25 protein-coding genes are annotated in these 24,694 nt (G+C 72.8%); 9 read left to right on the top strand and 16 right to left on the bottom strand.

Annotation, left to right across the window (positions count from 1 at the left end; translation table 11 throughout):
- The first annotated feature begins 46 nt into the window (after window positions 1-46).
- Window positions 47-1,180: a carboxylate-amine ligase gene (locus tag BLV96_RS03295; protein WP_086681861.1), complete on the top strand. Its 1,134-nt coding sequence runs from the start codon at window positions 47-49 to the stop codon at window positions 1,178-1,180.
- A 9-nt stretch (window positions 1,181-1,189) separates the two neighbouring features.
- Window positions 1,190-2,188: an iron-containing redox enzyme family protein gene (locus BLV96_RS03290; protein ID WP_086681864.1), complete on the top strand. Its 999-nt coding sequence runs from the start codon at window positions 1,190-1,192 to the stop codon at window positions 2,186-2,188.
- On the opposite strand, the gene BLV96_RS03285 is transcribed toward BLV96_RS03290, so the two are convergent.
- Together BLV96_RS03285 and BLV96_RS03280 are read right to left on the bottom strand one after the other, a co-directional pair.
- Window positions 2,173-2,382 carry a CDGSH iron-sulfur domain-containing protein gene (locus tag BLV96_RS03285; protein ID WP_086681867.1) on the bottom strand — a complete coding sequence of 70 codons (210 nt, stop codon included), beginning with the start codon at window positions 2,380-2,382 and terminating at the stop codon, window positions 2,173-2,175. The two genes, BLV96_RS03290 and BLV96_RS03285, sit on opposite strands and share 16 nt — an antisense overlap.
- Window positions 2,369-3,079, bottom strand: coding sequence for a methyltransferase (locus tag BLV96_RS03280; protein WP_086681870.1), 711 nt, complete (start codon window positions 3,077-3,079; stop codon window positions 2,369-2,371). The genes BLV96_RS03285 and BLV96_RS03280 overlap by 14 nt, the downstream gene beginning before the upstream one ends.
- Before the next feature lie 165 nt (window positions 3,080-3,244).
- On the opposite strand from BLV96_RS03280, the gene BLV96_RS49670 reads away from it, so the two are divergent.
- A complete protein-coding gene (locus tag BLV96_RS49670; RefSeq protein ID WP_167379520.1) occupies window positions 3,245-3,400 on the top strand; it encodes a hypothetical protein in 156 nt (51 codons plus the stop codon).
- A 299-nt stretch (window positions 3,401-3,699) separates the two neighbouring features.
- Here BLV96_RS49670 and BLV96_RS03275 read toward each other — a convergent pair whose 3' ends face one another.
- From BLV96_RS03275 to BLV96_RS03265, 3 genes are all read right to left on the bottom strand, one after another.
- A complete protein-coding gene (locus BLV96_RS03275) occupies window positions 3,700-4,470 on the bottom strand; it encodes an ATP-binding protein (protein ID WP_244180022.1) in 771 nt (256 codons plus the stop codon).
- Window positions 4,467-5,375: a chemotaxis protein CheB gene (locus BLV96_RS03270; protein WP_244180021.1), complete on the bottom strand. Its 909-nt coding sequence runs from the start codon at window positions 5,373-5,375 to the stop codon at window positions 4,467-4,469. Before BLV96_RS03270 ends, BLV96_RS03275 begins: the two co-directional genes overlap by 4 nt.
- A gap of 81 nt (window positions 5,376-5,456) precedes the next feature.
- Window positions 5,457-6,731 (bottom strand): ATP-grasp domain-containing protein, encoded by a 1,275-nt coding sequence (locus tag BLV96_RS03265; RefSeq protein ID WP_086681873.1) that lies wholly within the window; start codon window positions 6,729-6,731, stop codon window positions 5,457-5,459.
- A gap of 83 nt (window positions 6,732-6,814) precedes the next feature.
- Here BLV96_RS03265 and BLV96_RS03260 point away from each other — a divergent pair, with 83 nt between their 5' ends.
- A complete protein-coding gene (locus BLV96_RS03260) occupies window positions 6,815-8,317 on the top strand; it encodes an FAD-dependent oxidoreductase (RefSeq protein ID WP_086681877.1) in 1,503 nt (500 codons plus the stop codon).
- A 33-nt stretch (window positions 8,318-8,350) separates the two neighbouring features.
- On the opposite strand, the gene BLV96_RS03255 is transcribed toward BLV96_RS03260, so the two are convergent.
- Window positions 8,351-8,866: a DUF1360 domain-containing protein gene (locus BLV96_RS03255; RefSeq protein WP_208608122.1), complete on the bottom strand. Its 516-nt coding sequence runs from the start codon at window positions 8,864-8,866 to the stop codon at window positions 8,351-8,353.
- A gap of 82 nt (window positions 8,867-8,948) precedes the next feature.
- Window positions 8,949-9,137, bottom strand: a complete 189-nt coding sequence (locus tag BLV96_RS03250) for an SDR family NAD(P)-dependent oxidoreductase (RefSeq protein ID WP_086681883.1) — start codon at window positions 9,135-9,137, stop codon at window positions 8,949-8,951.
- 95 nt (window positions 9,138-9,232) lie between these two features.
- Between BLV96_RS03250 and BLV96_RS03245 the strand changes: the two genes are divergently transcribed.
- Both BLV96_RS03245 and BLV96_RS03240 read left to right on the top strand, forming a co-directional pair.
- On the top strand, window positions 9,233-10,246 hold the full coding sequence (locus BLV96_RS03245) for a DNA topoisomerase IB (RefSeq protein ID WP_086681885.1): 1,014 nt from the start codon (window positions 9,233-9,235) through the stop codon (window positions 10,244-10,246).
- 122 nt (window positions 10,247-10,368) lie between these two features.
- A complete protein-coding gene (locus BLV96_RS03240; RefSeq protein WP_244180020.1) occupies window positions 10,369-10,710 on the top strand; it encodes a hypothetical protein in 342 nt (113 codons plus the stop codon).
- Between the two features lie 103 nt (window positions 10,711-10,813).
- On the opposite strand, the gene BLV96_RS03235 is transcribed toward BLV96_RS03240, so the two are convergent.
- Window positions 10,814-11,194: a VOC family protein gene (locus tag BLV96_RS03235; protein ID WP_086681888.1), complete on the bottom strand. Its 381-nt coding sequence runs from the start codon at window positions 11,192-11,194 to the stop codon at window positions 10,814-10,816.
- Window positions 11,195-11,198: 4 nt separating this feature from the next.
- Complete coding sequence (locus tag BLV96_RS03230; RefSeq protein WP_086681891.1) at window positions 11,199-12,185, bottom strand: YihY/virulence factor BrkB family protein; 987 nt, start codon at window positions 12,183-12,185, stop codon at window positions 11,199-11,201.
- Between the two features lie 84 nt (window positions 12,186-12,269).
- Here BLV96_RS03230 and BLV96_RS03225 point away from each other — a divergent pair, with 84 nt between their 5' ends.
- Window positions 12,270-12,737, top strand: a complete 468-nt coding sequence (locus BLV96_RS03225; protein WP_086681894.1) for an SRPBCC family protein — start codon at window positions 12,270-12,272, stop codon at window positions 12,735-12,737.
- Here BLV96_RS03225 and BLV96_RS03220 read toward each other — a convergent pair whose 3' ends face one another.
- The 7 genes from BLV96_RS03220 to BLV96_RS03190 all read right to left on the bottom strand — a co-directional run bounded on the left by BLV96_RS03220 (window position 12,738) and on the right by BLV96_RS03190 (window position 22,435).
- Window positions 12,738-14,141, bottom strand: a complete 1,404-nt coding sequence (locus BLV96_RS03220) for an FAD-dependent monooxygenase (RefSeq protein WP_086681897.1) — start codon at window positions 14,139-14,141, stop codon at window positions 12,738-12,740.
- Window positions 14,142-14,658: 517 nt separating this feature from the next.
- Complete coding sequence (locus BLV96_RS03215) at window positions 14,659-16,251, bottom strand: phytoene desaturase family protein (protein WP_086681900.1); 1,593 nt, start codon at window positions 16,249-16,251, stop codon at window positions 14,659-14,661.
- A 14-nt stretch (window positions 16,252-16,265) separates the two neighbouring features.
- Window positions 16,266-17,339 carry an NAD-dependent epimerase/dehydratase family protein gene (locus BLV96_RS03210; protein WP_086681903.1) on the bottom strand — a complete coding sequence of 358 codons (1,074 nt, stop codon included), beginning with the start codon at window positions 17,337-17,339 and terminating at the stop codon, window positions 16,266-16,268.
- Window positions 17,340-17,372: 33 nt separating this feature from the next.
- Complete coding sequence (locus tag BLV96_RS03205) at window positions 17,373-19,397, bottom strand: CocE/NonD family hydrolase (protein ID WP_086681906.1); 2,025 nt, start codon at window positions 19,395-19,397, stop codon at window positions 17,373-17,375.
- 23 nt (window positions 19,398-19,420) lie between these two features.
- Window positions 19,421-20,611, bottom strand: a complete 1,191-nt coding sequence (locus tag BLV96_RS03200; protein WP_086681910.1) for a zinc-dependent alcohol dehydrogenase — start codon at window positions 20,609-20,611, stop codon at window positions 19,421-19,423.
- A 213-nt stretch (window positions 20,612-20,824) separates the two neighbouring features.
- Window positions 20,825-21,820, bottom strand: a complete 996-nt coding sequence (locus BLV96_RS03195; RefSeq protein ID WP_086681913.1) for an inorganic phosphate transporter — start codon at window positions 21,818-21,820, stop codon at window positions 20,825-20,827.
- Window positions 21,821-22,435 carry a DUF47 domain-containing protein gene (locus BLV96_RS03190; RefSeq protein ID WP_086681915.1) on the bottom strand — a complete coding sequence of 205 codons (615 nt, stop codon included), beginning with the start codon at window positions 22,433-22,435 and terminating at the stop codon, window positions 21,821-21,823.
- A gap of 93 nt (window positions 22,436-22,528) precedes the next feature.
- On the opposite strand from BLV96_RS03190, the gene BLV96_RS03185 reads away from it, so the two are divergent.
- Both BLV96_RS03185 and BLV96_RS03180 read left to right on the top strand, forming a co-directional pair.
- A complete protein-coding gene (locus BLV96_RS03185) occupies window positions 22,529-23,458 on the top strand; it encodes a glycosyltransferase (RefSeq protein ID WP_086681918.1) in 930 nt (309 codons plus the stop codon).
- 23 nt (window positions 23,459-23,481) lie between these two features.
- Entirely contained in the window at window positions 23,482-24,690 is a 1,209-nt protein-coding gene (locus BLV96_RS03180; RefSeq protein ID WP_086681920.1) for a glycosyltransferase family 4 protein, read from the top strand.
- Window positions 24,691-24,694 lie beyond the last annotated feature (4 nt).

The raw sequence follows: 24,694 nt of genomic DNA, 5'->3' as shown, positions 1-24,694 counted from the left end.
CGAGCGGGTAACCACCGCCGAGCGCCCGCGCGGAAGGAGCCCGCCCATGTCCGACGGCCCGCCCACGATGGGCGTCGAAGAGGAGTTCCTGCTGGTCAACCCGCGTACCGGGCACGCTTCGCCGGGCGCGGAGCAGGTATTGGCGCGCTACCCTCACCACGGTCCGCTGCCGGACGGCGTCCGGGTGCACCGCGAGCTGCGGCTCACGCAGATCGAGGCCGCCAGCGGCGTCTGCACCACCGCCGGCGAGCTGCGTGACCACTTGACGGCGGCCCGGCGGGTGCTGGCCGGCGCGGCCGCCGCCGAGGACTGCGCGTTGCTGGCCACCGGGACGCCCGTCGGGCCCGGACCGGCCACGCCGCCGCCCGCGGCGACCGGCCGCTACGCCGACATCGACGCGGCCTACGGCGCGCTCGTCGCCGACTACGAGGCCTGCGGCTGCCACGTCCACGTCGGGGTCGCCGATCCCGACACGGCGGTCGCGGTCGTCAACCACCTCGGCCGCTGGCTGCCCACCCTGCTGGCGCTGTCGGCCAACGCGCCGTTCGACCACGGGCGCGATACCGGCTACCACAGCTGGCGGATGGTCCTGCAGTCCCGTTTCCCCGGTTCCGGCGTCGCGCCGCACCTGCGGGACCACGCCGAGTACCGGCGGTCGGTCGGCACGCTCGTCGACTGCGGCGCGCTCGTCGACCCCGATCAGACGTTCTGGCTCGCCCGCGTGTCCGGCCGGTTCCCGACGGTCGAGTTCCGCGTCGCCGACACCGCGCTGACCGTCGACCACGCCGTGCTGCAGGCCCTGCTGAGCCGGGCGCTGGTGCGGCGGGCGCTCGACGACCTGGCCGCCGGACGCGAAGCCGTGCCGCTGTCACCACAAGTGGCCGCGGCCGCGGTGTGGGCCGCCGCGCGCCACGGAGTGACCGGCCTGCTCGTCGATCCGCTGGAAGAGACGCGCGGCCCGGCGTGGTCGCGGGTCGAGGCACTGCTGGACCACGTCCGGACGGCGCTCGATGACAACGGGGACCTGGCCGAGGTCCAGGCGCTCGTCGCGGCGCTGCGCGCCGACGGGACCGGTTCGGTGCAGCAGCGCGCGGTCGCCGGGCGCGGCACGGCGGAGGCGGTGCGGTGGCTCACCGCGCGGACCGTGCCGCCGGGGCATGGAACGCGGCTGACCGGGTAAACCCCGGCCATGACGACCTTCACCGCCGCTGCCACGCTGCCGGCGTCCCGCGGTCCGCTCTCGAGGTCCGTCCTGCAGACGCTGCTGCGCGAGCAGCCGCGTGCGGACCTGAGCTTCGACGGCCTGGCGGACGCCGATCCCCTCGGCGACGACGTCCAGCTCGCCCTGCACCTGTGCTACGAACTGCACTACCAGGGCCTGCCGGGCGTCTCGGCCGACTGGGAGTGGGACCCGGAACTGCTGCGGCTGCGCGGGGCGCTGGAGGCGCGGTTCCTGGCCGCACTGCGGGAAAACGTGCCGGGTGGCGACGACGTCACCGCCGAACTCGACGCAATGCTCGTCGAACCGCTCGACGCCGAAGGCGTGTCGCACTTCCTGCGCGACCACGGCGATTGGAACCACGTGCGCGAGTACTTCACGCACCGCTCGATCTACCACCACAAGGAAGCCGACCCGCACGCGTGGGTGATCCCGCGGCTGCGCGGCCGGGCCAAGGCGGCCCTGGTGGCGGTGGAGTTCGACGAGTTCGGCGGCGGGCGCGCGGAGCTCGCGCATTCCCGCCTCTACACGGATCTGCTGCGCGCAGCGGAATTGCCGGACGGCTACCTCGAACTGATCGACCAGGTTCCGGGCACGATGCTCGCCGTCGTCAACATGATGTCGATGTTCGGCCTGCACCGGTCGTTGCGGGGCGCGTTGTGCGGTCACTTCGCCGCGGCCGAGATCACGACGGCGCCGTCGGCGACGCGGCTGGACCAGGGGTTGCGGCGGCTGAACGCACCCGAGGCGTGCCGGTTCTTCTACACGGAACACATCGAGGCCGACGCGGTACACGAACAGGTGATGCGCCACGACGTGCTCGGCGACCTGCTCGAGCAGGAGCCCGAGCTGGCCGCCGACGTCGTGTTCGGGATCCAGGTGACGGAGTTCCTGGAGGGCCGGTTCGCCGCGGGACTGCTGGAGAGCTGGCGCGCCGGGCGGTCTTCGCTGCGTCAGCCGGCGGGCTGAGCCCGGACGCGTTTGCGGTGGCTCGTGTCGCAGAAGGGGAACCGCTTGCTCCGGCGGCACGCGCACACCGCGACGACGAACCGGTCGGACGTGACGACCTCGCCGTCCGGGGTGCACAGCTCGACCGGTCCCTCGACGAGGACCGGTCCACCCGGGACGACGGTGACGCGGCGGGGGCGCTCAGCGGACGGCACGCAGCACCACCAGCTCCTCCATCCGCTGCCCCGGCTCGATCAGGCCGGCGGCCTCCAGGAACTCCGTCCGTCCGGACAGGACCGGGCCGAACGGGATACGGGCACTGCGGTCCACCTCGGCCCGAAGACCCTGCGCGGTCAGCATTTCCAGTGACTTGTCCACATCGGACAGCCGGGACTGGACGATCAGCATCGTGCCGCCGGGCCGCAGGAGCGTGCGGGCCCGGCCGCAGAGCGGGTCGAGGACGGCGCGGCCGTCCGGGCCCGCGTCCCAGCCGCGGGTCGACCGGACCGTCGCGGCCGGGGACGGCACGTACGGCGGGTTGGCGACGACGACGTCGAACGGCCCCTCCCCCAGCGCGGTCGTGAGGTCGCCGCGGCGGGGCCGGATGCGCAGGCCGCGGGTGAGGGCGTTGAGGCGGACCGACGCGAGGGCGCGCCGGGAAAGGTCCAGTGCCAGCACGGTTTCCGCGCCGCGGCGGGCGAGCGTGAGCGCCTGGGCGCCGGTGCCCGTGCAGAGGTCGAGGGCGCGTGCGCCCGGCGGGATCGCGAGGTCGCCGATCGCCGCGGCGAGCAGGGCGGTGTCCTCCTGGGGACGGTAGACGCCCGGCAGCCGCAGCAGCCGCGGCGCGGGCGAAAGGACGACGGGCCGGGCGGCCAAGGGGCCCGGGCGGACGGGTTCCGCCGACGTGGTCATCTCGGTCTCCTTCACCTCACCGCGGCCCGGCGCACTCGCCGGGGGACAACCGCGTCGCCCCGGGCTACCCGGCGAAGATCGGCGCAAACGGACGAAGGTAAGGGCGGTTGAACGGGAACCGGCGGGGTAACCGCCTCCGGAACGGACCCCGGAGGAGGATTCGAGATGACGTCCCAGGACCGCACACAGCACCCGACGGACGCGGCCGAGGGCGAGGACCCGCACGGCGACACCCCCGAGGCCCAGCGCGAAACCCTGCGCGGCGAGCAGGGCACGTCAAGCGGCGACCAGCACGACGACAGCGACCCGCAGTCGGGCTGACGGGGGCGCGGTCGGTCGGGCCGGATCTCACGCCGGTGGCGTGGTTTCCCCATCATCAGCCGCGCGCTGCCGCGGCCGATGTCGCGTTCGGACAGTCCGAACGCGACCTCAGCCTGCGCGTTGACGAGGGCGGTAACCCCTCGTCATCGGTCACCACGATCTGCGGCCACCAGGCTCGCCGAGAAGGCGTGCTCGCGCAGCTCGTCCAGCCCGGAGATGTCCCGGTCCGCCGCTGCGGGAAGCCCCGGGTCGCGGTAACCGCCGGCGGACCAGCCGCATCAGGCTCACGGTCCGACGCGCTACTCGCCGTCACGACCGCCGGAACCGGCGGTACGCCGGGTGAGCACCGCCCAGACGACCTTGCCGCCGGACCACGAGCGGCTGCAGCCCCACACCCGCGCCACCTGCGCGACCATCCGCAGGCCGAGACCTGGTTCGAGCGGGCTCAGCCGCTCGAGCAGGACCGCCCGCCGCGGATCGTCGTCGGTCACCGCGACGCTCAGCAGGCTCTGCCTCAGCTCCAGCCGCACCCGCGGCGTGGAGGCGGTGTGCCGGATGACGTTCTCGACCAGCTCGGTCACCACGAGCAAGGCGTCGTCGGCGAGGTCCGGCACCGCCCACTCCGCGCAGACGCGCCGCACGAAGTCACGGGCGAGGCCCGAAGCGTTCGCCGAGCGGGCCAGCAGCTGGGCGGCCCGGCGGCGCGGCGGCGCGGAGAGCCGGGTTTCGGCGATTTCGCGGGTCTCGTGCAGCGGCACGAACCGGTCGACGGCCATGCCGCGGAACATCGCCCGGTGCTCGGTCCGGCCGGTCACCACGGTGAAGGGGATGGCCGGCCAGTCCCCGATCCGCATGGCGACCAGCGAAAACACGGTCGCCAGCGTGGGTTCGCGGATGGCGAGCGCGTCGATGTCCGCGATGAGCCCGTCGGGGGCCTCCGCGGCGATCTTGAGCAGGCCGTCACGCAGGTCGGGGTAGGACTCGATGTCGAGGACTCCGGTGACGAGCGCCGTCGTCACCTTGTCCCCGGGCTGCGGCACCACGTGCACCTGGCCGGCCGGTGCCGTCACAACAGCTCCTCCACCCCGGCGCCGGACAGCGAAAGGAGGAACTTGCGCGGCGTCGCCGCGGCGGTGGTGCGTTCGGCCGCGGTGACGGCGTACCGGGCGGCGAGCAGGCTGTCGTCGCGCAGGTGGGAGTCCCGGCGCAGGCGCTCGTCGAAGCCTGCTTTTTCGTCGAGCGAGCGCAGCGCCGTCCACAGTGTCCGCTGGAACTCGGTGTCGTGGGCGCCCGGCAGCGCCTCCGTCGACCACGCGTGCCCGATCCGGCAGCGGTACTGCCCGGCGTCGCCGACCTCGAGCAGGAGTCCGGCTGACGGCGGCGGCGCGTCGGCGCTGTCCACGGGAGCCCGGGTCAGCTTGTCCAGCGCCGCACCGAGCTCGTTCGCCGGCAGGACGAACTCCGCGTCCACCGCGGCGAGCGCGCTGTCGGGCATGCCCCGGTACAACGCGTCCGCCGGATCCTGTACGACGGCGACGCCCCCGCGGTCGGCGACCGCGCGCAGCCCGGCGGCACCGTCGTCGAGGGTGCCCGAGAGGACAACGCCGATCGTGCGCGGCCCGGCCCCCACCGCCGCCGAGCGGAAGGTGGCGTTGATCGCCGGCCGGTACCCGTTCTCCGCCGGCCCCCGCGTCAGGATCACCGAACCGTTGTCCACCAGCAGGTGCCGGTCCGGCGGTGCCACGTAGATGACGCCCGGCCGCAGCGGCGCGCCGTGGGTGGCCGGCAGCGCCGGCAGCGGACCCGCGCGATCCAGGATCATCGGCAGCGCACTGCGCGCCCCGGGTGGCAGGTGCATGGTCACCAGCAGCGTGGCGAGGAAGTCGGCGGGCAGCGACCGGGCCAGGGCGCGCAGCGCTTCCACCCCGCCGGCCGAAGCTCCGGCGACCACGACGTCCCGCCGGGCTGCGGGCACGGTGACCACCTCCTCCCGGCACACGCTAGACCTCGTGCTACCGGGCGGGTAGCCCACCCGTGGCCGGTCGAAACGTTATCGTCACCCTTCGTCGAACTCGAACCGCAGGGCGTCCACGCAGGCGTCGTACTTCTGCGTCATCTCGTGCTCGGTGTGCGCCGCCACGAACAACTGGGCCAGTTCGAAGCTGTAGCTGTCCTGCTCCGGCAGTTCCGAAAGCCGCTGCCCGGCGGTCGGCACGATCTCGATCTGCGTGCCGTCGATCCGGTCTTCGATCGCGGCGACCTCCTCACGGGTCGGCACGCGCGTCACGACGCCGTCCTCGAAGCGGCGCAGGTACCACTTCCCGGCGATCTGGTACTTGCCCTTGCTGGGCCGGCGGCCGGGATCCTGCCCGAGTCCCAGCCGGACCATGATCTCGTGGTTGGCGACGCCGTCGACGAACTCGAACAGCTCGGCGTGCGACTGCGAGTGCCGCGGGTTGATCTCCAACAGGGCCACCTGGCCCGATTCGGGGTCGCAGAAGAACTCGATGCTGAAGGTGCCGTTGTCGTAACCGATCTGCCGCATCACCCGCTCGGCCACCTCGCGCATCCGCCGCACGGGCTCCTCCGCCAGCTGGGACGGGTACTGGTGGCGCAGGAACGACGAGCTGTCCGGGTAGTTGATCGAGTCGAGAGCGCCGTAGACGACGACTTCGCCGTGGTAGACGTAACCCTCCACCGCCGCCTGGACGCCGTGCAGCGCCTCCTCCGCCAGACAGGCGGCTCCGCCGACCTGGGCGATCTCGGGCGGCAGCTGCACCTGGTCGAGCACGTACCCGAACGGCTCGCCCACGCGGCCGACCCCGGCGCGGATTTCGGCAACGGCGTCGGCGAACTCGGTCTCGTCGTCGGCCTTGAACGCGAGTTCGGAGGAGAACGACTTGACCGGCTTGAGCCACATGGGGAAGCCGACCCCGCGGGGCGGGGCGGGGTGCTCGTCGTCGAGGTCGACGACGCCGAAGTTCGGCAGCTCGTCGATCACCTTGCGCTGTTCCAGGCGGCTCCAGTACTTGTGCTCGCACTTGAGCACGGCCTCCAGCGACAGGCTGGGCAGGCCGTACCGGGCGCACAGGATCGGGACCAGCGTCGCCGCCGGGAAGTCCCAGTAGGTGACGATCGCGGCGACGTCCCCGTCGAAGGCGTCCAGCTGGTGCTGCGCCGTCTTCAGCAGTGCCTCGAAGTCGATCTCGCCGTGCTGCAGTTCCTCGGGGGTCAGCAGGCCGTGGAATTCGTACGTCCCGGCCCAGGGCAGTCTCTGAAGGACGCGCTGGTTCTCCTCGTCCAGCCCGACCACGAAGATGTTGTTGCTCATGACCGTGGCCTACCCGGCACCCCCGGCCCAAAACGGTCCGGACGGCCGAGTTTCGGCGCACCGCGAGCGGGAAACCCGCGCGCATGACCGCATTGCCCGAACCGCTGTCGCTCTGGGTCGAAACCGCTCCCGCGCCGGATCGCACGGGGGTGCCGGTCCCGGAGTCGGCGGATGTCGCGGTGCTGGGTGCGGGCATCGCCGGGCTGACGACCGCCCTGCTGCTCGCCCGGGGCGGCCGTTCGGTGGTCGTGCTGGAAGCGGAACGGGTCGCCGCCGGGGTGTCCGGCCACACCACCGCGAAGGTCAGCGCCCAGCACGGGGCCAAGTACGCGGACCTGACCTCTCGGCACGGCGAGAAGGCCTCGCAGACCTACGCCAGGACGCAGACCGCCGCCCTCGAGTGGATCGCCGCCACCGCGGCCGACCTCGGGATCGACTGCGGCTTCACCCGCGCGGACAGCTGGGTGTACACGACTCGGGAGAAGACCGTCGACTCGCTGAAGCGGGAGGCGGAAGCCGCCGCCGCGGCGGGCCTGCCCGCGGCGTTCACCACCGACGTCGGCCTCGACGTGCCCGCGCTCGGCGCCGTCCGGACCACCGGGCAGGCGCACTTCCACCCCCGCCGGTGGCTGCTCGGGCTGGCCGCCGAAGTCGAGCGCGCGGGCGGGACGGTCGTCGAGAACGCCCGGGCGACCGCGCTGAACGGGCAGACCGTCCGCACCTCGCGCGGCGACGTCGTGGCGGGCGAGGTCGTCGTCGCGACCCACTACCCCGTGCTCGACCGCGGCCTGTACTTCGCGCGGCTCGAACCGGTCCGCGACCTCGTCGTGGCGGGTCCGGCGGCCGGGAACGCGGCCCCGGAGGGCATGTTCCTCGACGCCGACACGCACCACTCCGTGCGCGGATACGTCGAGGCCGGCACGCCGATGGTGATCGCCGGCGGCGAGCACTACCGCGTCGGGGCGCACGTGCACGTCGAACGCCGGTACCGGCGGCTCGCGGACTGGGCGGACGCGCACGCCGGCCTGCACCGGGTGACCCACCGCTGGTCCGCGCACGACATGTCCACCGTGGACCTGCTGCCGTACGTCGGGCGGTACCTGCCGGGGACGAAGAACCTGTGGGTGGCCACCGGGTTCGGCCAGTGGGGCATGACCGGCGGCACCGCCGCGGGGCACGTGCTCGCCGCGCGGATCCTCGGCGAGCCGCACCCGGCCGCGGACCTGTTCGACCCCAACCGCTTCGACGCCCGCTCGGTGTTCGGGGTGGCCGAGGACAACCTGACGGTCGCCAAGTACCTGATCGGCGACCACGTGGCGGCGCTGTGGCGGTCGGAGAAGCTCGACGACCTCGCGCCCGGCGACGCCGAGGTCGTCCGCGTCGGCGGCGAGCTCGTCGCCGCGCACCGCGACGAAGCCGGTCGGCTGCACACCGTCGGCGCGCACTGCACGCACCTGGGGTGCCTGGTTTCGTTCAACGACGCGGAGAAGACGTGGGACTGCCCGTGTCACGGCTCGCGGTTCGGGGTGGACGGCGAAGTCGTGCAGGGACCCGCGGTCCGCCCGCTGCGCCGCGGCCCCGCCTGAGGCTTGACCGGCACTTTCACGTGAAAGTGCCGGTCAGCCCGAGGCGAGCTTCTTGCCGGCGTCGTAGAGCAGGTGGAGGGCGTCGGCGACGCCGACCGCGGTCAGGACCGTCGCCGCCAGCCGGGTCGGCTTCGGCGCGATGACCAGGCCGGCCGCGAGCCCGGTGCCGACCCACACGTTCAAGCAAAACGGGCACGTCAGCAGCTCCCCCACGGCGTGCTTGACGTGGCCCTTCGCCGGGACGGACTCGTTGAGCTCGTCGTCGCCGGCCGGCTCCTCGTAGCGCGTGAACGGCGCGCGCAGCGGGCTCGTCACCGCGTCCTTGGCCAGGAGCCGGCTGGCCTTGAACGTCGCCGTGCCGAGCAGCACCGTGTCGCCGGCGCCGAACCGGCTGGGCAGCCGCTTGCCGAGGACGCGGCCCAGCGCCGTCAGCCCGCCGACGAGGGTGCCGTAGGCGCCCATCACCCCGAGATACCCGGCCAGCGGTCGGTCGGCCTGCCCCGCGTAACCGCGCTGCACCCGCTTCGCCTTCTCCTTGACCACGCTCATTATTCCGCCGATCCGGGCTTCGTCTTCTCGCCCTGCTGCTTCGCCTTGGCCTCACCGGGCACAAGCTTGTCTTCGCCGCTCATCAGGGCTTCGTAGCCGACCTCGACCCGGGCCTCGCAGGCGCGGATCGGTCGGCGGCCGCGGCCGGCTCGGCGTCCTCGGCGGCGAGCACGACGTCGAAGCCGTGCCGGGCGAACTGCTTCGCCGGTTCGAGCCCGATCCCGCTGGACGCGCCGGTGACGACGGCCGGCGGCTTGGTGGCGGTGCTCATGCGGCCGCTCCCTTCCGGTTGACTCCTCCCGGCGTACCCGGCGCGCCGCCGGGCAATCATGGTTTCCCCGTACGCCGGGCGGGTATTTCGCGGCGATGGGACGCACCCGACTCCGCCGCAGTGACCTGCGCGGCCCCGGCATCCGGCGGATCCGCCGCGGCCGGGGTTTCTCCTACGCCACGCCCGAGGGCTCGCCGGTCACCGACCCGGAGCTGCTCGACCGGATCAAGGGCCTGGTCATCCCGCCCGCCTGGCGGAACGTGTGGATCTGCCCGTACCCGAACGGGCACGTCCAGGCCGTCGGCACCGACGACGCCGGGCGGCGCCAGTACCTGTACCACGAGCAGTGGCGCCGGGATCGTGACGAGGAGAAGCACGACCGCGTGCTGGCGATGGCGCGTCGGCTGCCCTCGTGGCGCGCGTCGGTCGAGGACGACCTGGCCGGGTCCGGCCTCACCCGGACGCGGGTGCTCGCGGCGGCGTTGCGGATGCTCGACCGGGGGATCTTCCGGACCGGCGGCGAGGAGTACGCGGAGGAGAACGGCACGCACGGCGTCGCGACGCTGCTGCGGTCCCACGCGTCGGTCCGCGGGGACGAGTGCCGGTTCTGCTACGTCGCGAAGGGCGGCCTCGACCGGGAGGTGGCGATCCGGGACGCCGCGCTGGCGTCGGTGGTGAAGTCGCTGCTGCGCAGCAAATCGGGCAGTGACCGGCTGCTGGTCTACCGCGAGGGCCGCACCTGGCACGAGGTGCACGCGGCCGACGTCAACGAGCGGTTCAAGGAGCTCGCCGGCGACGACTGCACGGCGAAGGACCTGCGGACGTGGAACGCGACGGTGCTCGCGGCGGCCGCGTTCGCCGCCGCGGAGGCGCCGGCGTCGAAAGCGGCGGCCAAGCGGGCGGAGTCCGGGGTGATGAAGGAGGTCTCGAAGGCGCTCGGCAACACCCCGGCGGTGTGCCGGACGTCCTATGTGGACCCCCGGCTGGTGGAGGCCTACCGCGACGAGCGCACGATCTCGTCGGCGCTGAAGCGGGCGGGCAAGCTCGACGGCGACGACGCGCGAGCGGTGCTGGAGAAGGCGACCGCGCGGCTGCTCAACCGCGCGTGATTGAAGATCACCCGAGCGGGGAAGACTTCCCCTGTCGAGTGACAGGAGACACGGTGAGTGAACTGCGATCCACCCGTCCGTGTACTGGCCCGCGGACGCGGTCTTCCGGGAACCTGGGACCGATGAACCCCGACGCTTCCCCCGTGCGCTGGCGCGCGTCGATCGGCCTGACGGTCGGCGGCGACGGCCCGGTGTCGAGCATCGTCGAATCCGACCACGGCACTGAGGGATCGGCGCGGGAGTGGGTCGAGCGGAAGCTGCCGCGGACGCGGTTCCCGGCGTGGATCCCGGCGGCTCGGCGGGCCGATGGGGTCGAGTTGTTCGGTCAGGTGGCCCGGGGACGCGTGGTGACCGGGCGGCTGGTGCCCACTTGGGAATCCGAGGGGACGGCTGTCTGGCACGCCGATCCGGCCGGGGACCGGGTTCGGTGGCGCCGGTGTGCCGCGGAGTCCGCGGACAGCTGAGGGTCGGCGGGCATGCCGGGCAAACCTTCGGTCGGTCCCGCGCCCCGCGGGTTCGGCGGCAGCTCCCCCGCCCACGTCATGAACGAGTCGTTCATGACGTCTTCTACGCCTCCCCCACGTCCTTGCGCAGCAAGCAGAACTCGTTGCCCTCCGGGTCCTGCAGCACCTCCCAGGACTCGCTCCCGTCCTGGCCTACATCCGCCCGGCGGGCACCCAGCGCCAGCAACCTCGCCAGCTCCGTCTCCTGGTCCGTCCCCGCCGGGCTCACGTCCAGGTGCAACGGCAGCTTTCCCCGGCGAGGGTTCTCCGTCTGTGCCAGGATCAGCGTCGGCGGGCCCGCGCCGAACCGGCCGCCCGCCGGGCCCAGCTCGAGGCCGTCCGGCTCGTGGCCGATCACCTCGTAGCCGAGCACCGCGCACCAGAACTCGGCCAGCCTGTCCGGGTCTCGGCAGTCGAGCACCAGTTCCGTGATCCGGCAGGCCATCCGTTCAGCTCCGTTCGGTTTCCCGAGCCACATTCGCGGCTTCGTCCTCGTCCATCGCCTTCGTGTCGCGCGGGGGCAGGAACGGCTCCGCCTGGTCGTCCTCGCGGCCCGCCTCGATCGCGCGCCCGCGGGCCAGCTCGGCGTCCAGCTCCGCCCCCAGCAGCACCGCCACGTTCGAGATCCACAACCATACAAGGAACACGATCACCCCGGCCAGCGAACCGTAGGTCTTGTTGTACGACCCGAAGTTCGCCACGTACAACGCGAACCCGCCCGACGCCAGCACCCACAGCACCACCGCCAGCAGCCCGCCCGGCGTCAGCCACTTGAACCCCGGCAGCCGCACGTTCGGGCCCACCCAGTACAGCAACGCGAACGCCAGGCTGACGAGCAGCGCGATCACCGGCCACTTCGCGATGTCCCACACCAGCACGCCCGTCGAGCCGAGGCCGATCAGGTCGCCGATCCGCCGCGCCACCGAGCCGGTCGCCACCACGCCCAGCGCGCACGCCGCCAGCAGGATCACGATCCCGATCGTCAACGCGATCCGCAGCGGGATCGTCTTCCAGACCGGCCGTCCCTCCGGCATGCCGTAGATCGCGTTCGACGCGCGCATGAACGCCCCGATGTAGCCGGACGCCGACCACAACGCGCCCAGCAGGCCGATGATCGCCAGCGGCCCGGCCAGGCTGCGCGAGCCCGCCAGCTCCTTGATCGCGCCGACGAGGATGTCCTTGCCCTGCCCCGGAACCACCTGGTTGATGTTGTCGATCACGGTCTGGATCGCGTTCGGGCCCAGCAGGCCGAGGATCGCCGTGAGCACGATGATGCCCGGGAACAGCGACAGCACGCCGTAGTAGGTGAGGGCCGCGGCCCAGTCGGTCAGGTTGTCGCGGTTGAACTGCTTGAAGGTGCGCTTGAGCACCCCGCCCCACGTCCGCTTGTCGAGCTCGCCCGGGCTTTCGGGCTCTTTCCGGCGTCTGGCTGCCATCGCCACCTCCTGCGTCGTCGCCGCGGGGCATACCCCGTCCACGACCGGGTACTCCTCGGTGGTCCCGATGAGCAGGAGGAAGCCGTGACCGAGGTCAGCCGCGTGATCGACGTACCGCCCGAGGCCGTGTTCGAGGTGCTCGCCGACGGCTGGCTGTACGCCGGCTGGGTGGTCGGGAGCTCCCACATCCGCGACGTCGAGCAGGACTGGCCCGCCGTGGGTTCGCGGATCCACCACAGCGTGGGCCCGTGGCCGGTGCACATCCAGGACGAGACGGTGGTGACGGCTGTCGAGCCGGGCCTGTCGCTTTCGCTCGAGGCCCGTGGCTGGCCGCTGGGCGCGGCGGCGGTCGGGTTGACGCTCGTGCCGCACGGCGAGGGCAAGACGCTCGTCCGGATGACCGAGCACATCGTCCGCGGCCCGGGCAAGGTGCTGCCGGCGGCCGTCCAGGCGCTGCTGGTGAAGCCGCGCAACACCGAGTCCCTGGCGCGGCTGGCGGACCTCGCGACCGGCAAGCACGCCCGGGCGAAGAGCGGCCACCCGCGGCCGTGATCAGCCGGCGGGCTCGCCGAACCAGCGGGCCAGGTGGACGTCCAGTTCGTCCTGCCGGTCGCCGGCCCAGGCGACGTACCCGTCGGGGCGGAGCAGCAGCGCGGGGACGTCCAGCGCCGCCGTCGGATCGGCGATGACGTCGACGCGGTCCGCCCAGCCCCCGGCGGTCAGCCGCTCGGTGCGGTCGAGGACCAGGCCGCGTCCGCGGTGCAGCCGGTCGAAGAGCTTGCCCTGCTTCAGTTCGACGTCGCGCAGGCGCCGGCCGACCAGGTCCGGGCCCGCGCCGAAGTCGTAGCGGACGCCGGTCGCCGTGATCTTCTCGATGAGGTACCGGTTCACCTCGGGGAAGTCCATCAGTTCGGTGAGCAGCGCGCGCACGGCTCCGGCGGAGTGGAGTTCGACCTGGGCGCGGGTGTTGGCGAGCACGTCCCCGGCCACCGGGTGACGTTCGGCGTGGTAGGTGTCCAGCAGGGTTTCCGGTGCCCAGCCGCGGATCCGCGCGGCCAGTTTCCAGCCGAGGTTGACCGCGTCCTGGACACCCAGGTTCAAGCCCTGCCCGCCGGCGGGCGGGTGGATGTGCGCCGCGTCGCCGGCGAGCAGCACGCGTCCGACGCGGTACTGCTCGACCAGCCGGGTGGCGTCGCCGAAGCGGGACAGCCAGCGCGGGGAGTGCACGCCGAAGTCGGTTCCGGCGAGGGTGTCCAGTGCCCGCCGGAAGTCCTCGATGGTCGGTGGCTCCGCGCCGGGGTCCGATTCGGGGACCACGACGCGGTAGATGCCCTGGCCGAAGGGGCGGAAGTCGAACGCCTTGTTCGTCTCGCGGACCTCGGCCACCTTGGCGGAGACTTCCTCCGGTGGTGCCCCGGCTTCAAGTTCGCCCATCAGCGTGAACATTCGCGACGGTTCGCCGGGGAAGCCGACGCCGAGCAGCTTGCGGACCGTGCTGCGTGCGCCGTCGCAGCCGACGAGGTAACGGGTTCGCAGGTGTTCCCCGTCGGCGAGTTCGACGGTCACCCCGTCGTCGTCCTGGTCGAACCCGGTGACGGTGGCCCCGCGCCGGACTTCCGCACCGAGGTCGGCCGCGTGGTCGCCGAGCAGCCGGTCGACGACCGGCTGCGGGATGCCCAGCAGGTACGCGGATTCGAGCCCTTCGGGCGCGGGTTTGGGGATGGCGGCGAAGACCCCGCCGACCGGGCGCTGCCTGCCGTGTTCGAGGAGGCGGTCCAGGAGGCCGCGCATCGCCATGAGTTCGAGACTGCGGACGTGCAGGCTCACGACCCGCACGAACGACGACGCGGGTTCGGGTTCCTTGTCCAGGACGAGCACCCGCACATCGTGCAACCGCAGCTCGGCCGCCAGCATCGCGCCGGTCGGCCCACACCCGGCAATGATCACATCGAACACGAACCACCCGTTTCCGCAGGTCCCGACATCGGCGGCCGAGTATGCGGCAGGTGGGGTGGAGCCGCAAGCGAAATAGTGGGGAGGTTGCCGCGCGCCGCAGTGGAGCGCCCGGCGGGTGGCTCGGATCAGCGGTGCTCGGCCGCGGATCGCGCACGACCGGCCGCCGGAAGCTTTGCCGCGCTTCTGCTCAGCCACGAATCGCCCGGTGAAGCGCCCAGCTCGCCGACGGCTCGCGCGGCAAGGCGCCGCCCCCACCACCGCCGCTCAGCCCGGATCACATGGCCGGCCGCCGGAAGCTTTGCCACGCTTCTGCTCAGCCACGAATCGCCCGGTGAAGCGCCCAGCCCGCCGACGGCTCGCGCGGCAAGGCGCCCCGCCACCGCCGCTCAGCCCCGCGCTCAGCTGTAGATCGCGCGGTTTGCCGCCTGGGTCGGCGGCGCTCGTTCCCCGCGCTCGGCCGCGAATCGCACGCGACCGGCCGCCAGTCACCGCAGGCTCAGCGCCCGGCCACCTCAGCTCAGCCGTAGATCGCCCGGTGGGCCGCCCGGATCACCGCCGCGTACCCGCCACCCAGCACACCCGCCCGCGCCAGCGCCGCCTTGGCCGCGTTCGCTCCCGGACCGCCGTGGACCGCCCCTCCCGGGTGCGCCGATGCTCCCGCCAGGAACAACCGGTCGACCGGGGTGTCCGCCCGGCCCGTCCCCGGCACCGGCCGGAAGAACAGCTGCTGGTGGATCGCCGTCGTCCCCGCGTTGATCGCGCCGCCGACCAGGCCCGGGTTGTGGTCCGCCAGCTCGGCCGGCCCCTGCACGTACCGGGCCTTGATCAACCCCGTGAAACCCGGCGCGTTCGCCTCGACCGTCTCTTCCATGCGCTTCGCCCGCCGCTCCAGGGCCGTGCGGTTCTCCATCGTGCCGCGCGGTACGTGCGTGTACGCCCACGCTGCCTCCGTGCCCGCCGGGGAGCGCGTCGGATCCGTCGTGGTCATTTGGCCCAGCAGCAGGAACGGCCGGCGCGGGGTCCGGCCGCGGGTGAGCTCGCCGCCGAACGCCGACAGCCCGTCCAGGTCCGTCCCCAAGTGGATCGTGCCGGCGCCGCGAGCCTCTGAGGCCGTCCACGGGATCGGGCCGGACAACGCCCAGTCCACCTTCACCGTCGCACTGTCCCATTCGAACTTTCCGAGGTCTTCGACCAGCCGCGACGGCAGCCACTCCTCCCCCACCAGCTTGCGGTAGAGCACCGGCGCGGGCACGTCGGCGAGCACGGCCTTGTTCGCCCGCACCGCGACCCCCGCACCGTCCCGGACGCCGAGCGCCCGGCCGTCGCCGACGATCACCTCGCGCACCGGACGTCCACAGTGGACCACTCCGCCGCGGGACTCCAACCGGCGCACCAACGCCGCGATCAGCTCCCCCGCTCCGCCTTCGGGCACCGGGAAACCCACGTCCTGGCCGATCATCGCGAGCAGCCAGCCGAAGACCGCGCTGCCCGCGTTGTCGACGGAAAGGTCGCTGTGCGCGGCATTTCCCGCCACGAGCAGCTTCGCGCCTTCGCCGGCGAACAGCTCGTCGCCGAACCGGCGCGCCGGCAGCGTCAGCATCCGCGCCAGGCGCAGCGCGTCCCCGGTTCCGGTGCGCCGCAGCAGCTTCAGCGCCGGGCGAACCGGCGGGAACGGCGTGAACAACGCGTTCAGCAGCGGCTCGCGGATCTCCTGCCACTGCTCGAACAGCCGGCGCCACGCGTCTCCGTCGCCCGGGGCGAACTCGTCGGCCGACGCCGCGGTGCGGTCGAGGTCCCGGGACAGGACCGCGCACCGGTCGTCGGGCAGGATGTGCGCGAGGACGTCGGGGGCGTGCCGCCAGCGCAGGCCGTGCTCCTCCAGCTTCAGGCCCCGGAGCACCGGTGATACGGCCGAAAGCGGGTAGAAGGCGCTGAAGAGGTCGTTGCGGAAGCCCGGCTCGGTGACCTCGGCGGTGCGCACGGCCCCGCCCGGGTGCTCGGTCGCCTCCAGCACGAGCACCGACCAGCCCGCGTCCGCGAGGAGGTTCGCCGCCACCAGGCCGTTGTGGCCGGCGCCGATCACCACGGCGTCGGCGGCTTCGGTGCTCACTGGCGGCCTCCCGTTCAGGCTTGCGACTGGTGGCTCGGCCCCACCCGCGTGAGCGAGCGCAGCCTGGACACGACCCCACCGCGGCGCGGCGGGGCCAAGGGCGGGCTCGCCGCCCCCTCGCCCGACCGGAGCCCGGCGACCAGCTCGGCGACCGCGGACGCGGCGTCATACCGAGGTTGCCAGCCCAGCGCGGTCTCCGCCAGCGTCGTGTCCGCGAGCGCCGCGCGGTCGGCGAGCTCCAGCCAGCCCGGGTGCACCGGCAGCACGCCGCCGGCCCAGGCCGCCCGAACCGCCACCTGCGCCAACGGCTTCGGAACGGGGATCCGCCGGCCGCCGAGGATCCCGGCCAGCGCGTCGGAATCGAGCACCTCGGGTGCGGCGAGGTTGACCGCGCCGGCGAAGCGGCGGTCGAGGATCCGCTCGATCGCGCCGGCGACGTCGGCGGTGTGCACCGCTTGGGCGCGCAGACCGGTCCACAGCGGAACCGGCAGCCGCCGGCCGCCGACGATCCGGGCGGGCACCACCGGGTCGAGCAGCCACCGCGCGAATTCCCCGGCGGCGCGCCGGTGGACGATCGCGCACGGCCGGATCCGCGCCACCGGCACCTCGGGGTGCCGCTCCTCGAACCGGTCGAGCAGCGTTTCCAGCGCGGCCTTGCCGCGGCTGTAGGCGCTGTGCGGGATTCCGGTGCACACGTGGGTTTCGGGCACCTTCTCCCAGCGCGGCGCGGGCCCGTAGGCCGCCACCGACGAGGCGACCACCAGCTGCGGCACCCCGGCCGCCGCGGCCGCGGCGAGGACGTGCCGGGTGCCGTGGTCGTTGGTCCGGTACATGGGTGGGTCGCCGCGCACCGGCGAGATGGCCCACGCCAGGTGGACGACGGCGTCGGCGCCCTCGAACACCCCGGCCAGCTCCTGCTCGGCGCCCCGGACCCCGATGTCGGCGGCGCGCCAGCCCGCCCGGCGGTACGGCTCGGCCGTGGTGTCGGGCAGCCGGCGCGCCAAGCCGACGACGTCGTGGACAGGGTCGAGGGCGGCCAGCAGCGCCGTTCCGACGTTGCCGGTGGCCCCGGTGATCACGATCCGCACACGGAGTGCGTACCCCGTCGCGCCACGGTGAAACTAGACCAGGTCACGCGGGATCCGCCGGTGCCAGTTCCGGGAGACGATTCGGCGGGCGCCGTCGTAGCCGTCGAGCTGCGCGTCGATCACGAACTCGGTGTCCGTGCAGGACACCCGGGTGCGCGTTTCGCTGCGCGCCAGCCACTCACCGCGGGAGAACGTCACGACCCATTCGGTTTCGGCGACCGGCGAGCAGAAGTCGTCGGCCTCCCAGCTGTAGCGCTCCCGGACGTCGCGGGCGACCTCGAGGTCGAGCTCGTCGAAGCGCACGGTGCCGGCGTTCTTCACGATGTCGAGCGCCGAGTGGTAGTCGACGAGGTCCCGCGAGACGGTCCAACGCTGCTCCCCCGGCGTCACCGCGGTGACCGGCATCGGCGGCGCGCCTTCGGGTTCGCCGAACGGCCGGGCGGGCAGCTCGTCCGGTTCGGCGACCGGCCGCACCGGCAGCTCCAGCGCGCTGTGTCCGGTGTGGACGCTCAGCAGCACCGGCTTCGGCGGCGGCCACGCCAGCGGCCAGTACGAAGTGGACAGTGACAGCCGGATCCGGTGCCCCGCCGGGAAAGCCTGCGCGACGGCGTTCAGCTCGATCTCCACGGCGCACCGCTGCCCCGGCTCCATCGGCGCCGGTTCGTCGTGGCCGTCCCGGTGGGTCAGGTTGAGCAGGCCGTAGGTGACGCGGGTGGCGCGCCCGTCCGGGGCGACGTCGGACAGCCGGGCCGCGATCATCGCCACCGGCTGGTCGGCCGAGACCTCCAGCCGGACCACCGGCGAGCCGAGGATCTCACAGCGCTCGGTGAGCACGTCGGTGTCGAACACCAGCGAGCCGCCGTCCTCTTCGCGCTGGTCGTACGGCAGGTCCGGCGGCGCGCTGTAGGACGCCCACTTGCCGGAGAACTGCCCGACCGACAGCGGCGAGGACACCGTCACGGCCTCGTCCTGAACGGTCTCCCCCGGCCGCCCGAGCCGGTGGCGCGCCAGCGGCAGCTCCTGCGGCTTCACGTGCGGCGACGGCCAGGTGGCCTCGCCGACCCACCGGCCGGGCCGGTCCTCGTAGGACGTCGACGGCGGCACGCTCTCCTGCATCCACGTCCGCAGCATCGGCCCGTCCATGGCCTCGTTGTCGGCGCCGCGCAGCCAGTGGTCCCACCACGTCACGACTTCCTGGAGGTAGCCGATGGCCGGGCCCGGTTCGCCGAGGTGCGGGTACTTGTGCGACCACGGCCCGATCAGCCCGCGCCGCGGGACGTCGAGGTGGGCGAGCAACCGGATGACGGCGTTGGAGTACCCGTCGGCCCAGCCGCTGGAGGCCAGCACCGGGACCTGCACGTCGCTGTAGTTCTCCGACACCGAGGCGTGCCGCCAATAGTCGTCACGGCGCTGGTGGCCGAGCCAGTTCTCGATCCACAGGCTGCAGTTCTCCAGCCGCTCCCGCCACATCTCGCGCCACCGGTCGCCGACGACGGCCGGGTCCGGCGGCAGCGTGGCGTAGGCGAACATCGTGCCCGACTCGGCGACGTTGTCCGACAGCAGGCACCCGCCCATGTAGTGCATGTCGTCGGCGAAGCGGTCGTCGGTGAACGAGGAGATCACGATCGCGCGCAGGCTCGGCGGTTTCCGCGCCGCGACCTGCAGGGCGGCGAACGCGCCCCACGAGATCCCCATCATCCCGGTGTCCCCGGTGCACCACGGCTGCGCGGCGATCCACTCCAGGACGTCCTCGGCGTCGAGCTGCTCGCGTTCGAGGTACTCGTCGGCCAGCACGCCCTCGGACTCGCCGGTGCCGCGGATGTCCACACGCACGCACGCGTAGCCGTGGCCGGCGAGGTAGGGGTGGTGGATCGAGTCGCGGGGCGCGGTCAGGTCGCGCTTGCGGTACGGGATGTACTCGAGGATCGCCGGCACCGGCTCGGCGTCCGACGAGACCGGCCGCCAGATGCGGGCGGACAGCACGGTCCCGTCGGACGCCGGGATCCGGACGTGGTCCTCGACGGTGATTTCGTACGGCAGCGAGGTGACGGCTCGCAAGAGTCAGTTCCCTCCTGGGGTGTCTAGGCGTTGGGCTGCAACAGGATCTTCTGCGCGCCGTCGAGCTTCTTCTGGAAGATCTCGTACGCGCGCGGCGCGTCGGCCAGGGGCAGCTTGTGGGTGGCGAAGCCCTCCACGCCGAGCGGGTCGCCGTCGCCGGTGAGCACCGGCATGATGTCGTCGAGCCAGTGCCGGACGTTGGCCTGGCCCATCCGCAGCTGCACCTGCTTGTCGAACAGCTCCATCATCGGCATCGGGTCGACCATGCCGCCGTAGACGCCGGACAGCGAGATGGTGCCACCACGGCGGACGGCGTCGATCGCGGCGTACAGCACGCTCAGGCGGTCGACGCCGGCCTTCTCGGTGATCTTGGCGCCGACGGCCTGCGGGAGCAGGTTGACCAGGTTGTGCGCGAGCTTCCCGACCGGGGCACCGTGGGCTTCCATGCCGACGGCGTCGACGACGGAGTCCGCGCCGCGGCCGTTGGTGAGCTGCCGGATGGCGTCGCCGATGTTCTTGTGGTCACGGGTGTCGAGGGCCGTGGCGCCGTGCTCCCGGGCCCGGGCGAGCCGCTCAGGTACGAGGTCGACCCCGATCACCTGCGCGGCCCCGCGGTGCCGGGCGATGCGGCAGCTCATCTGCCCGATCGGCCCGAGCCCGAACACGACGACCGTGCCGTCCTTCGGGACGTTCGCGTACTCGACGGCCTGCCACGCGGTCGGGACTACGTCCGAGAGGTAGACGAACCGCTCGTCCGGCGGGCCCTCCGGCACCTTGATCGGGCCGTACTGCGCCTGCGGGACGCGCAGGTATTCGGCCTGGCCGCCGGGGACCTGGCCGTAGAGCTTGGTGTAGCCGAGCAGCGCGGCGCCCTTGCCCTGCTCCTTGACCTGGGTGGTCTCGCACTGCGACTGCAGGCCGCGTTCGCACATCCAGCAGTGGCCGCAGGAGATGTTGAACGGGATGACGACACGGTCACCGGGCTTGAGGTTCGGCACGGCGTCCCCGACCTCTTCGACGATCCCCATCGGCTCGTGGCCGAGGATGTCGCCTTCGGTCATGAAGGCGCCGAGCACTTCGTAGAGGTGCAGGTCGGAGCCGCAGATCCCGGTCGAGGTGACGCGGATGACGGCGTCGGTGGACTCCTCGATCTTGGGGTCCGGTACGTCCTCGACGCGGACGTCACGCTTGCCGTGCCAGGTCACTGCCTTCATGGCTCTCCCTTTCCGGGTACGGGTCTCGGGGCCCGGTTTCCCGCAGGACGAGGAGGCAAACGCGACCGAGGGCGGGAGGCGGCTCCGATCGGCGGCCCCGCGCGCGAGTGCTGGGCAGCGGGCTCACGAAATCGCCTGGCGACGACATGAAAGGGTCGTTCACCACGCCCGACGCCACGAAAGAGTCGTTCATGACGTCCCGGCACCGCCTGCTCAGGTGAGCGCGTCCGCCACCAAGTACACCGCCGCGGCCACCGCGGCCGCCGCCGGGAAGGTCAACACCCACCCCAGCACGATGTCCCTCGCGATCCCCCACCGCACCGCCGACAACCGCCGGGTCGCGCCCACACCCATGATCGCCGCCGTGATCACGTGCGTTGTCGAAATCGGGGCCTTCACCGCGAACGCCGTCACGTACAGCACCGACGAGGCCACCGACTCCGCCACGAACCCGTGCGGCGGGTCCAGCGGGAACACCCGGCGGCCCAACGTCCGCATGATCCGGAGACCACCCGAATAGGTGCCCAGCGACAACGCCGCCGCGCACAGCAGGGTCACCCACAGCGGCACCGAAAACGTCGCCTGCTCGCCCGCCGCCACCAGCGCCAGGACGATCACGCCCATGCCCTTCTGCGCGTCCTGCAACCCGTGGCCCAGTGCGAGCGCCGAGGCCGAAAGGATCTGGAACCGGCGGAACACCCGACCGCTGCGGTGCGGGTTCGCCCGGCGCAGCAGCCACAGCGCCGCGACCATCGCGGCGTAGCCCAGCCCCAGCCCCAGCAGCGGCGACGCCACCATCGGGATCAGCACCTTCTCGGCGATCCCCGCCCAGTGCACCGTGCTCGCCGCGGCCAGCGCCGCCCCCACCATGCCGCCGATCAGCGAGTGCGAAGACGACGACGGCAGGCCGAAGTACCAGGTCACGAGGTTCCAGGTGATCGCCCCGGCGAGGGCGGCGAACACCACCGTGAGCGCGTCCGGGCCGGCCGGGACGTCGATGATGCCCTTCGCCACCGTCGCGGCGATGCCCGTCGACAGCAGCGCGCCCGCCAGGTTCATCACCGCCGCCAGCAGCAGCGCCGCGCGCAGGGTCAGCGCGCGCGTCGACACCGCGCTCGCGATCGCGTTCGCCGCGTCGTGGAACCCGTTGGTGTAGTCGAAGAAGAGCGTCAGGACGATCACGACGACCAGGGCGGCCGTGCCCGTCACTCAGGACTCCTTGACGGCGATGGTCTGCACCACGTCGGCGACGTGCTCGAAGGCGTCGGCCGCCAGCTCGAACTGCTCGACGACCTCCTTGGTCTTGAGCACCTCGAGGGCGTCCCCGCCCGGTTCGAACAGGTGGGCCAGCACCCGCCGGTAGACGCGGTCGGCCTCGTTCTCCAGCTCGTTGATCTCGATCCAGTACGGCTCGAGCTCGCCCACCTTCGCCAGCCCCGGCATCGAGTTCGCGGTCAGCTCGGCGCACCGGCACAGCACCCGGACCAGCACGTCCGTCCCCGGCGGGAAGGCGTCGATGCGGTACAGCACGGCCAGGTCCGCCGCGGTGTCCATGAAGTCGAGCACGTCGTCGAGCTTCCCGGCCAGCGCCTGGATGTCCTCGCGGTCGAACGGCGTCACGAACGAGCTGTTCAGCTCGACCATGATCGTGTGCATCAGCTCGTCGCCGTGATGCTCCACCTCGTGCAGGCGCTTGGCGAAGGGCTCCCGCTCGCCGGGCTCGGCGGCGACGAGGTCGCGCAGCACCGCGCTCGCGGTCACCAGGTTTCTCGCCGCGTCGGTGAGCAGGTCGAAGAACCGGGTACCCCGTGGGGTGAACCGCATCGATGGCCGTCCCTTCGTCGACGCAAGCGCCGGGAGCCGGGTACCCCCTGGAGGGGCACGTTTAACAGGCGTTCTCCGGGAAACCAGGGGGCCATGACCGAACCCGGATCCCGGCGCCTGAGAGTACTGCTCTGGCACGTGCACGGCTCGTGGACCGACGCCTTCGTCCGCGGGCGCCACCAGTACCTGCTGCCGGTGTCCCCGGAGGGTGCCCCGTGGGGGCTCGGGAAAGCGGGTCGCGACTGGCCGTCGGTCACCGAGGTGCCGCTCGACCGCCTCGCCGAGGCCGAGCCGGACGTCGTGGTCGTCCAGCGCCCGGAGGAGCTCGACCTGGTGGCGCGCCTCGGCGTGCCCGCCGTCTACGTCGAACACAACGCGCCCCGGCCGTACGCCGCTTCGAGCGAGCACCCCCTGTCCGCGCGGGCGGACATCACCGTCGCGCACGTGACCCACTTCAACGAGGCGATGTGGGACTGCGGCCGCGCGCCCACGACCGTCGTCCCGCACGGCATCCCCGACCCGGGCGCGCGCTACACCGGCGAGCTCGCCGCCGGCGTGTCGATGATCAACGAACCGGTGCGCCGCCGCCGCGTGACCGGCGCCGACCTCCTCGAAACGCTCGCCGAAGCCGCGCCGATCGACCTGTTCGGCATGGGCACGGAAGAGGTCGGCGGCCGCGGCGACGTCCCCGCGCCGGCGCTGCACGACGAGATCGCCCGCCGCCGCGTCTACCTCCACACCGCCCGCTGGACGTCGCTCGGACTGTCCCTCCTGGAGGCGATGCACCTGGCGATGCCGGTCGTCGTCTTCGCCTCGACCGAGGCGATCGAGGCCGTCCCGCCGGACGCGGGCGTGCTCTCCACCGACGTTTCCGTGCTGGCCCGGGGCTTCCGCGAGCTGGTGCACGAACCCGACTTCGCCGCGCTGGCCGGCAAGAACGCCCGCGAACACGCCCTGAAAAAGCACGGGCTGGACGCCTTCCTCACCACTTGGGACCACCTCCTCGCCGAGACGGCCCGCTGAACCCCGAAGGGAACGCCTCTCCGATGAAGATCGCGATGGTGTCCGAACACGCCAACCCCCTGGCCGCGTTGGGCGAAGCCGACGCCGGCGGGCAGAACGTGCACGTCGCCGAGCTGTCGGCGGCTCTCACGCGCGCCGGCCACGACGTCACCGTCTACACGCGACGGGAGAGCCGCGACGAGCCGGCCGAGGTCCGGACGCCGCAGGGCTACGACGTCGTGCACGTGCCCGCCGGGCCGCCGCGGAAGGAGCCGAAGGACCGCCTCCTGCCGTACATGGGCGAGTTCGGCAGCTTCCTGCGGGACCGCTGGGCCGCCGATCGGCCGGACGTGGCGCACGCGCACTTCTGGATGTCCGGTCTCGCGACCGTGCTCGCGGCGAGCGCGACCGCGACGCCGGTGACGCAGACGTTCCACGCCCTCGGCGTCGTCAAGAAGCGCTACCAGGGTGACCAGGACACCAGCCCGGCCGACCGGATCCGGCTGGAGCGGATCATCGGCCGGCAGGCCGGGCGCGTCGTCGCCACCTGCTCCGACGAGGTCTTCGAGCTGTCCCGCCTCGGCGTGCCGCGGTCGCGGATCTCGATCGTGCCGTGCGGCGTCGACCTCGGGCGCTTCTCCCCCGACGGGCCGATCGCCCGCCGCCGCGAACGCCACCGCCTGGTGGCCGTCGGCCGGCTGGTGCCGCGCAAGGGGTTCGACATCGCGATCACCGCGCTCGCCCAGCTGCCCGACACCGAACTGGTGATCGCGGGCGGGCCCGAACGCGGCCGGCTTTCGCAGGACCCCGAGGCCAACCGGCTGCGCGAGCTGGCCGGCCGGCTCGGCGTCGGCGACCGCGTCCGCTGGCCCGGCCAGGTGTCCCGGGACGACATGCCGGCCCTGTTGCGCTCGGCCGACGCCGTGGTGTGCACGCCGTGGTACGAGCCGTTCGGGATCGTGCCCCTGGAGGCGATGGCGTGCGGGGTTCCGGTGGTCGCGGCCGCGGTGGGCGGCCTGACCGACACCGTCGTCGACGGCGTCACCGGGCTGCTGGTCCGGCCGCACCAGCCGAAGGAGCTGGCGTCCCGGGTCCGGCGGCTGCTGGACGACCCGGCGCTGTGCCACGCGTACGGCACCGCCGGGCACGACCGCGCGGTGGCCCGCTACTCGTGGGACCGCGTCGCGGCCGACACGCTGCGGGCGTACCACAAGCTCGTGCCGGAAGCCGCGGTCACCGCCGAGGCCCGCTGACGAA

This window comes from Amycolatopsis pretoriensis, from assembly GCF_900107925.1.
Lineage (GTDB): Bacteria > Actinomycetota > Actinomycetes > Mycobacteriales > Pseudonocardiaceae > Amycolatopsis > Amycolatopsis pretoriensis.
Note: the sequence above shows the minus strand (reverse complement) of the source record. Positions and strands in the feature narration are given on the sequence as shown.

Excerpts from the sequence above, each read along its gene's own strand:
- BLV96_RS03200 (WP_086681910.1), bottom strand. The coding sequence starts at position 20,611 with ATGAAGGCAGTGACCTGGCACGGCAAGCGTGACGTCCGCGTCGAGGAC.
- BLV96_RS03230 (WP_086681891.1), bottom strand. The coding sequence starts at position 12,185 with ATGGCAGCCAGACGCCGGAAAGAGCCCGAAAGCCCGGGCGAGCTCGAC.
- BLV96_RS03185 (WP_086681918.1), top strand. The coding sequence starts at position 22,529 with ATGACCGAACCCGGATCCCGGCGCCTGAGAGTACTGCTCTGGCACGTG.
- BLV96_RS03290 (WP_086681864.1), top strand. The coding sequence starts at position 1,190 with ATGACGACCTTCACCGCCGCTGCCACGCTGCCGGCGTCCCGCGGTCCG.
- BLV96_RS03235 (WP_086681888.1), bottom strand. The coding sequence starts at position 11,194 with ATGGCCTGCCGGATCACGGAACTGGTGCTCGACTGCCGAGACCCGGAC.
- BLV96_RS49670 (WP_167379520.1), top strand. The coding sequence starts at position 3,245 with ATGACGTCCCAGGACCGCACACAGCACCCGACGGACGCGGCCGAGGGC.
- BLV96_RS03250 (WP_086681883.1), bottom strand. The coding sequence starts at position 9,137 with ATGAGCACCGCCACCAAGCCGCCGGCCGTCGTCACCGGCGCGTCCAGC.
- BLV96_RS03260 (WP_086681877.1), top strand. The coding sequence starts at position 6,815 with ATGACCGCATTGCCCGAACCGCTGTCGCTCTGGGTCGAAACCGCTCCC.
- BLV96_RS03265 (WP_086681873.1), bottom strand. The coding sequence starts at position 6,731 with ATGAGCAACAACATCTTCGTGGTCGGGCTGGACGAGGAGAACCAGCGC.
- BLV96_RS03245 (WP_086681885.1), top strand. The coding sequence starts at position 9,233 with ATGGGACGCACCCGACTCCGCCGCAGTGACCTGCGCGGCCCCGGCATC.
- BLV96_RS03190 (WP_086681915.1), bottom strand. The coding sequence starts at position 22,435 with ATGCGGTTCACCCCACGGGGTACCCGGTTCTTCGACCTGCTCACCGAC.
- BLV96_RS03180 (WP_086681920.1), top strand. The coding sequence starts at position 23,482 with ATGAAGATCGCGATGGTGTCCGAACACGCCAACCCCCTGGCCGCGTTG.
- BLV96_RS03295 (WP_086681861.1), top strand. The coding sequence starts at position 47 with ATGTCCGACGGCCCGCCCACGATGGGCGTCGAAGAGGAGTTCCTGCTG.
- BLV96_RS03240 (WP_244180020.1), top strand. The coding sequence starts at position 10,369 with ATGAACCCCGACGCTTCCCCCGTGCGCTGGCGCGCGTCGATCGGCCTG.
- BLV96_RS03255 (WP_208608122.1), bottom strand. The coding sequence starts at position 8,866 with ATGAGCGTGGTCAAGGAGAAGGCGAAGCGGGTGCAGCGCGGTTACGCG.
- BLV96_RS03280 (WP_086681870.1), bottom strand. The coding sequence starts at position 3,079 with ATGACCACGTCGGCGGAACCCGTCCGCCCGGGCCCCTTGGCCGCCCGG.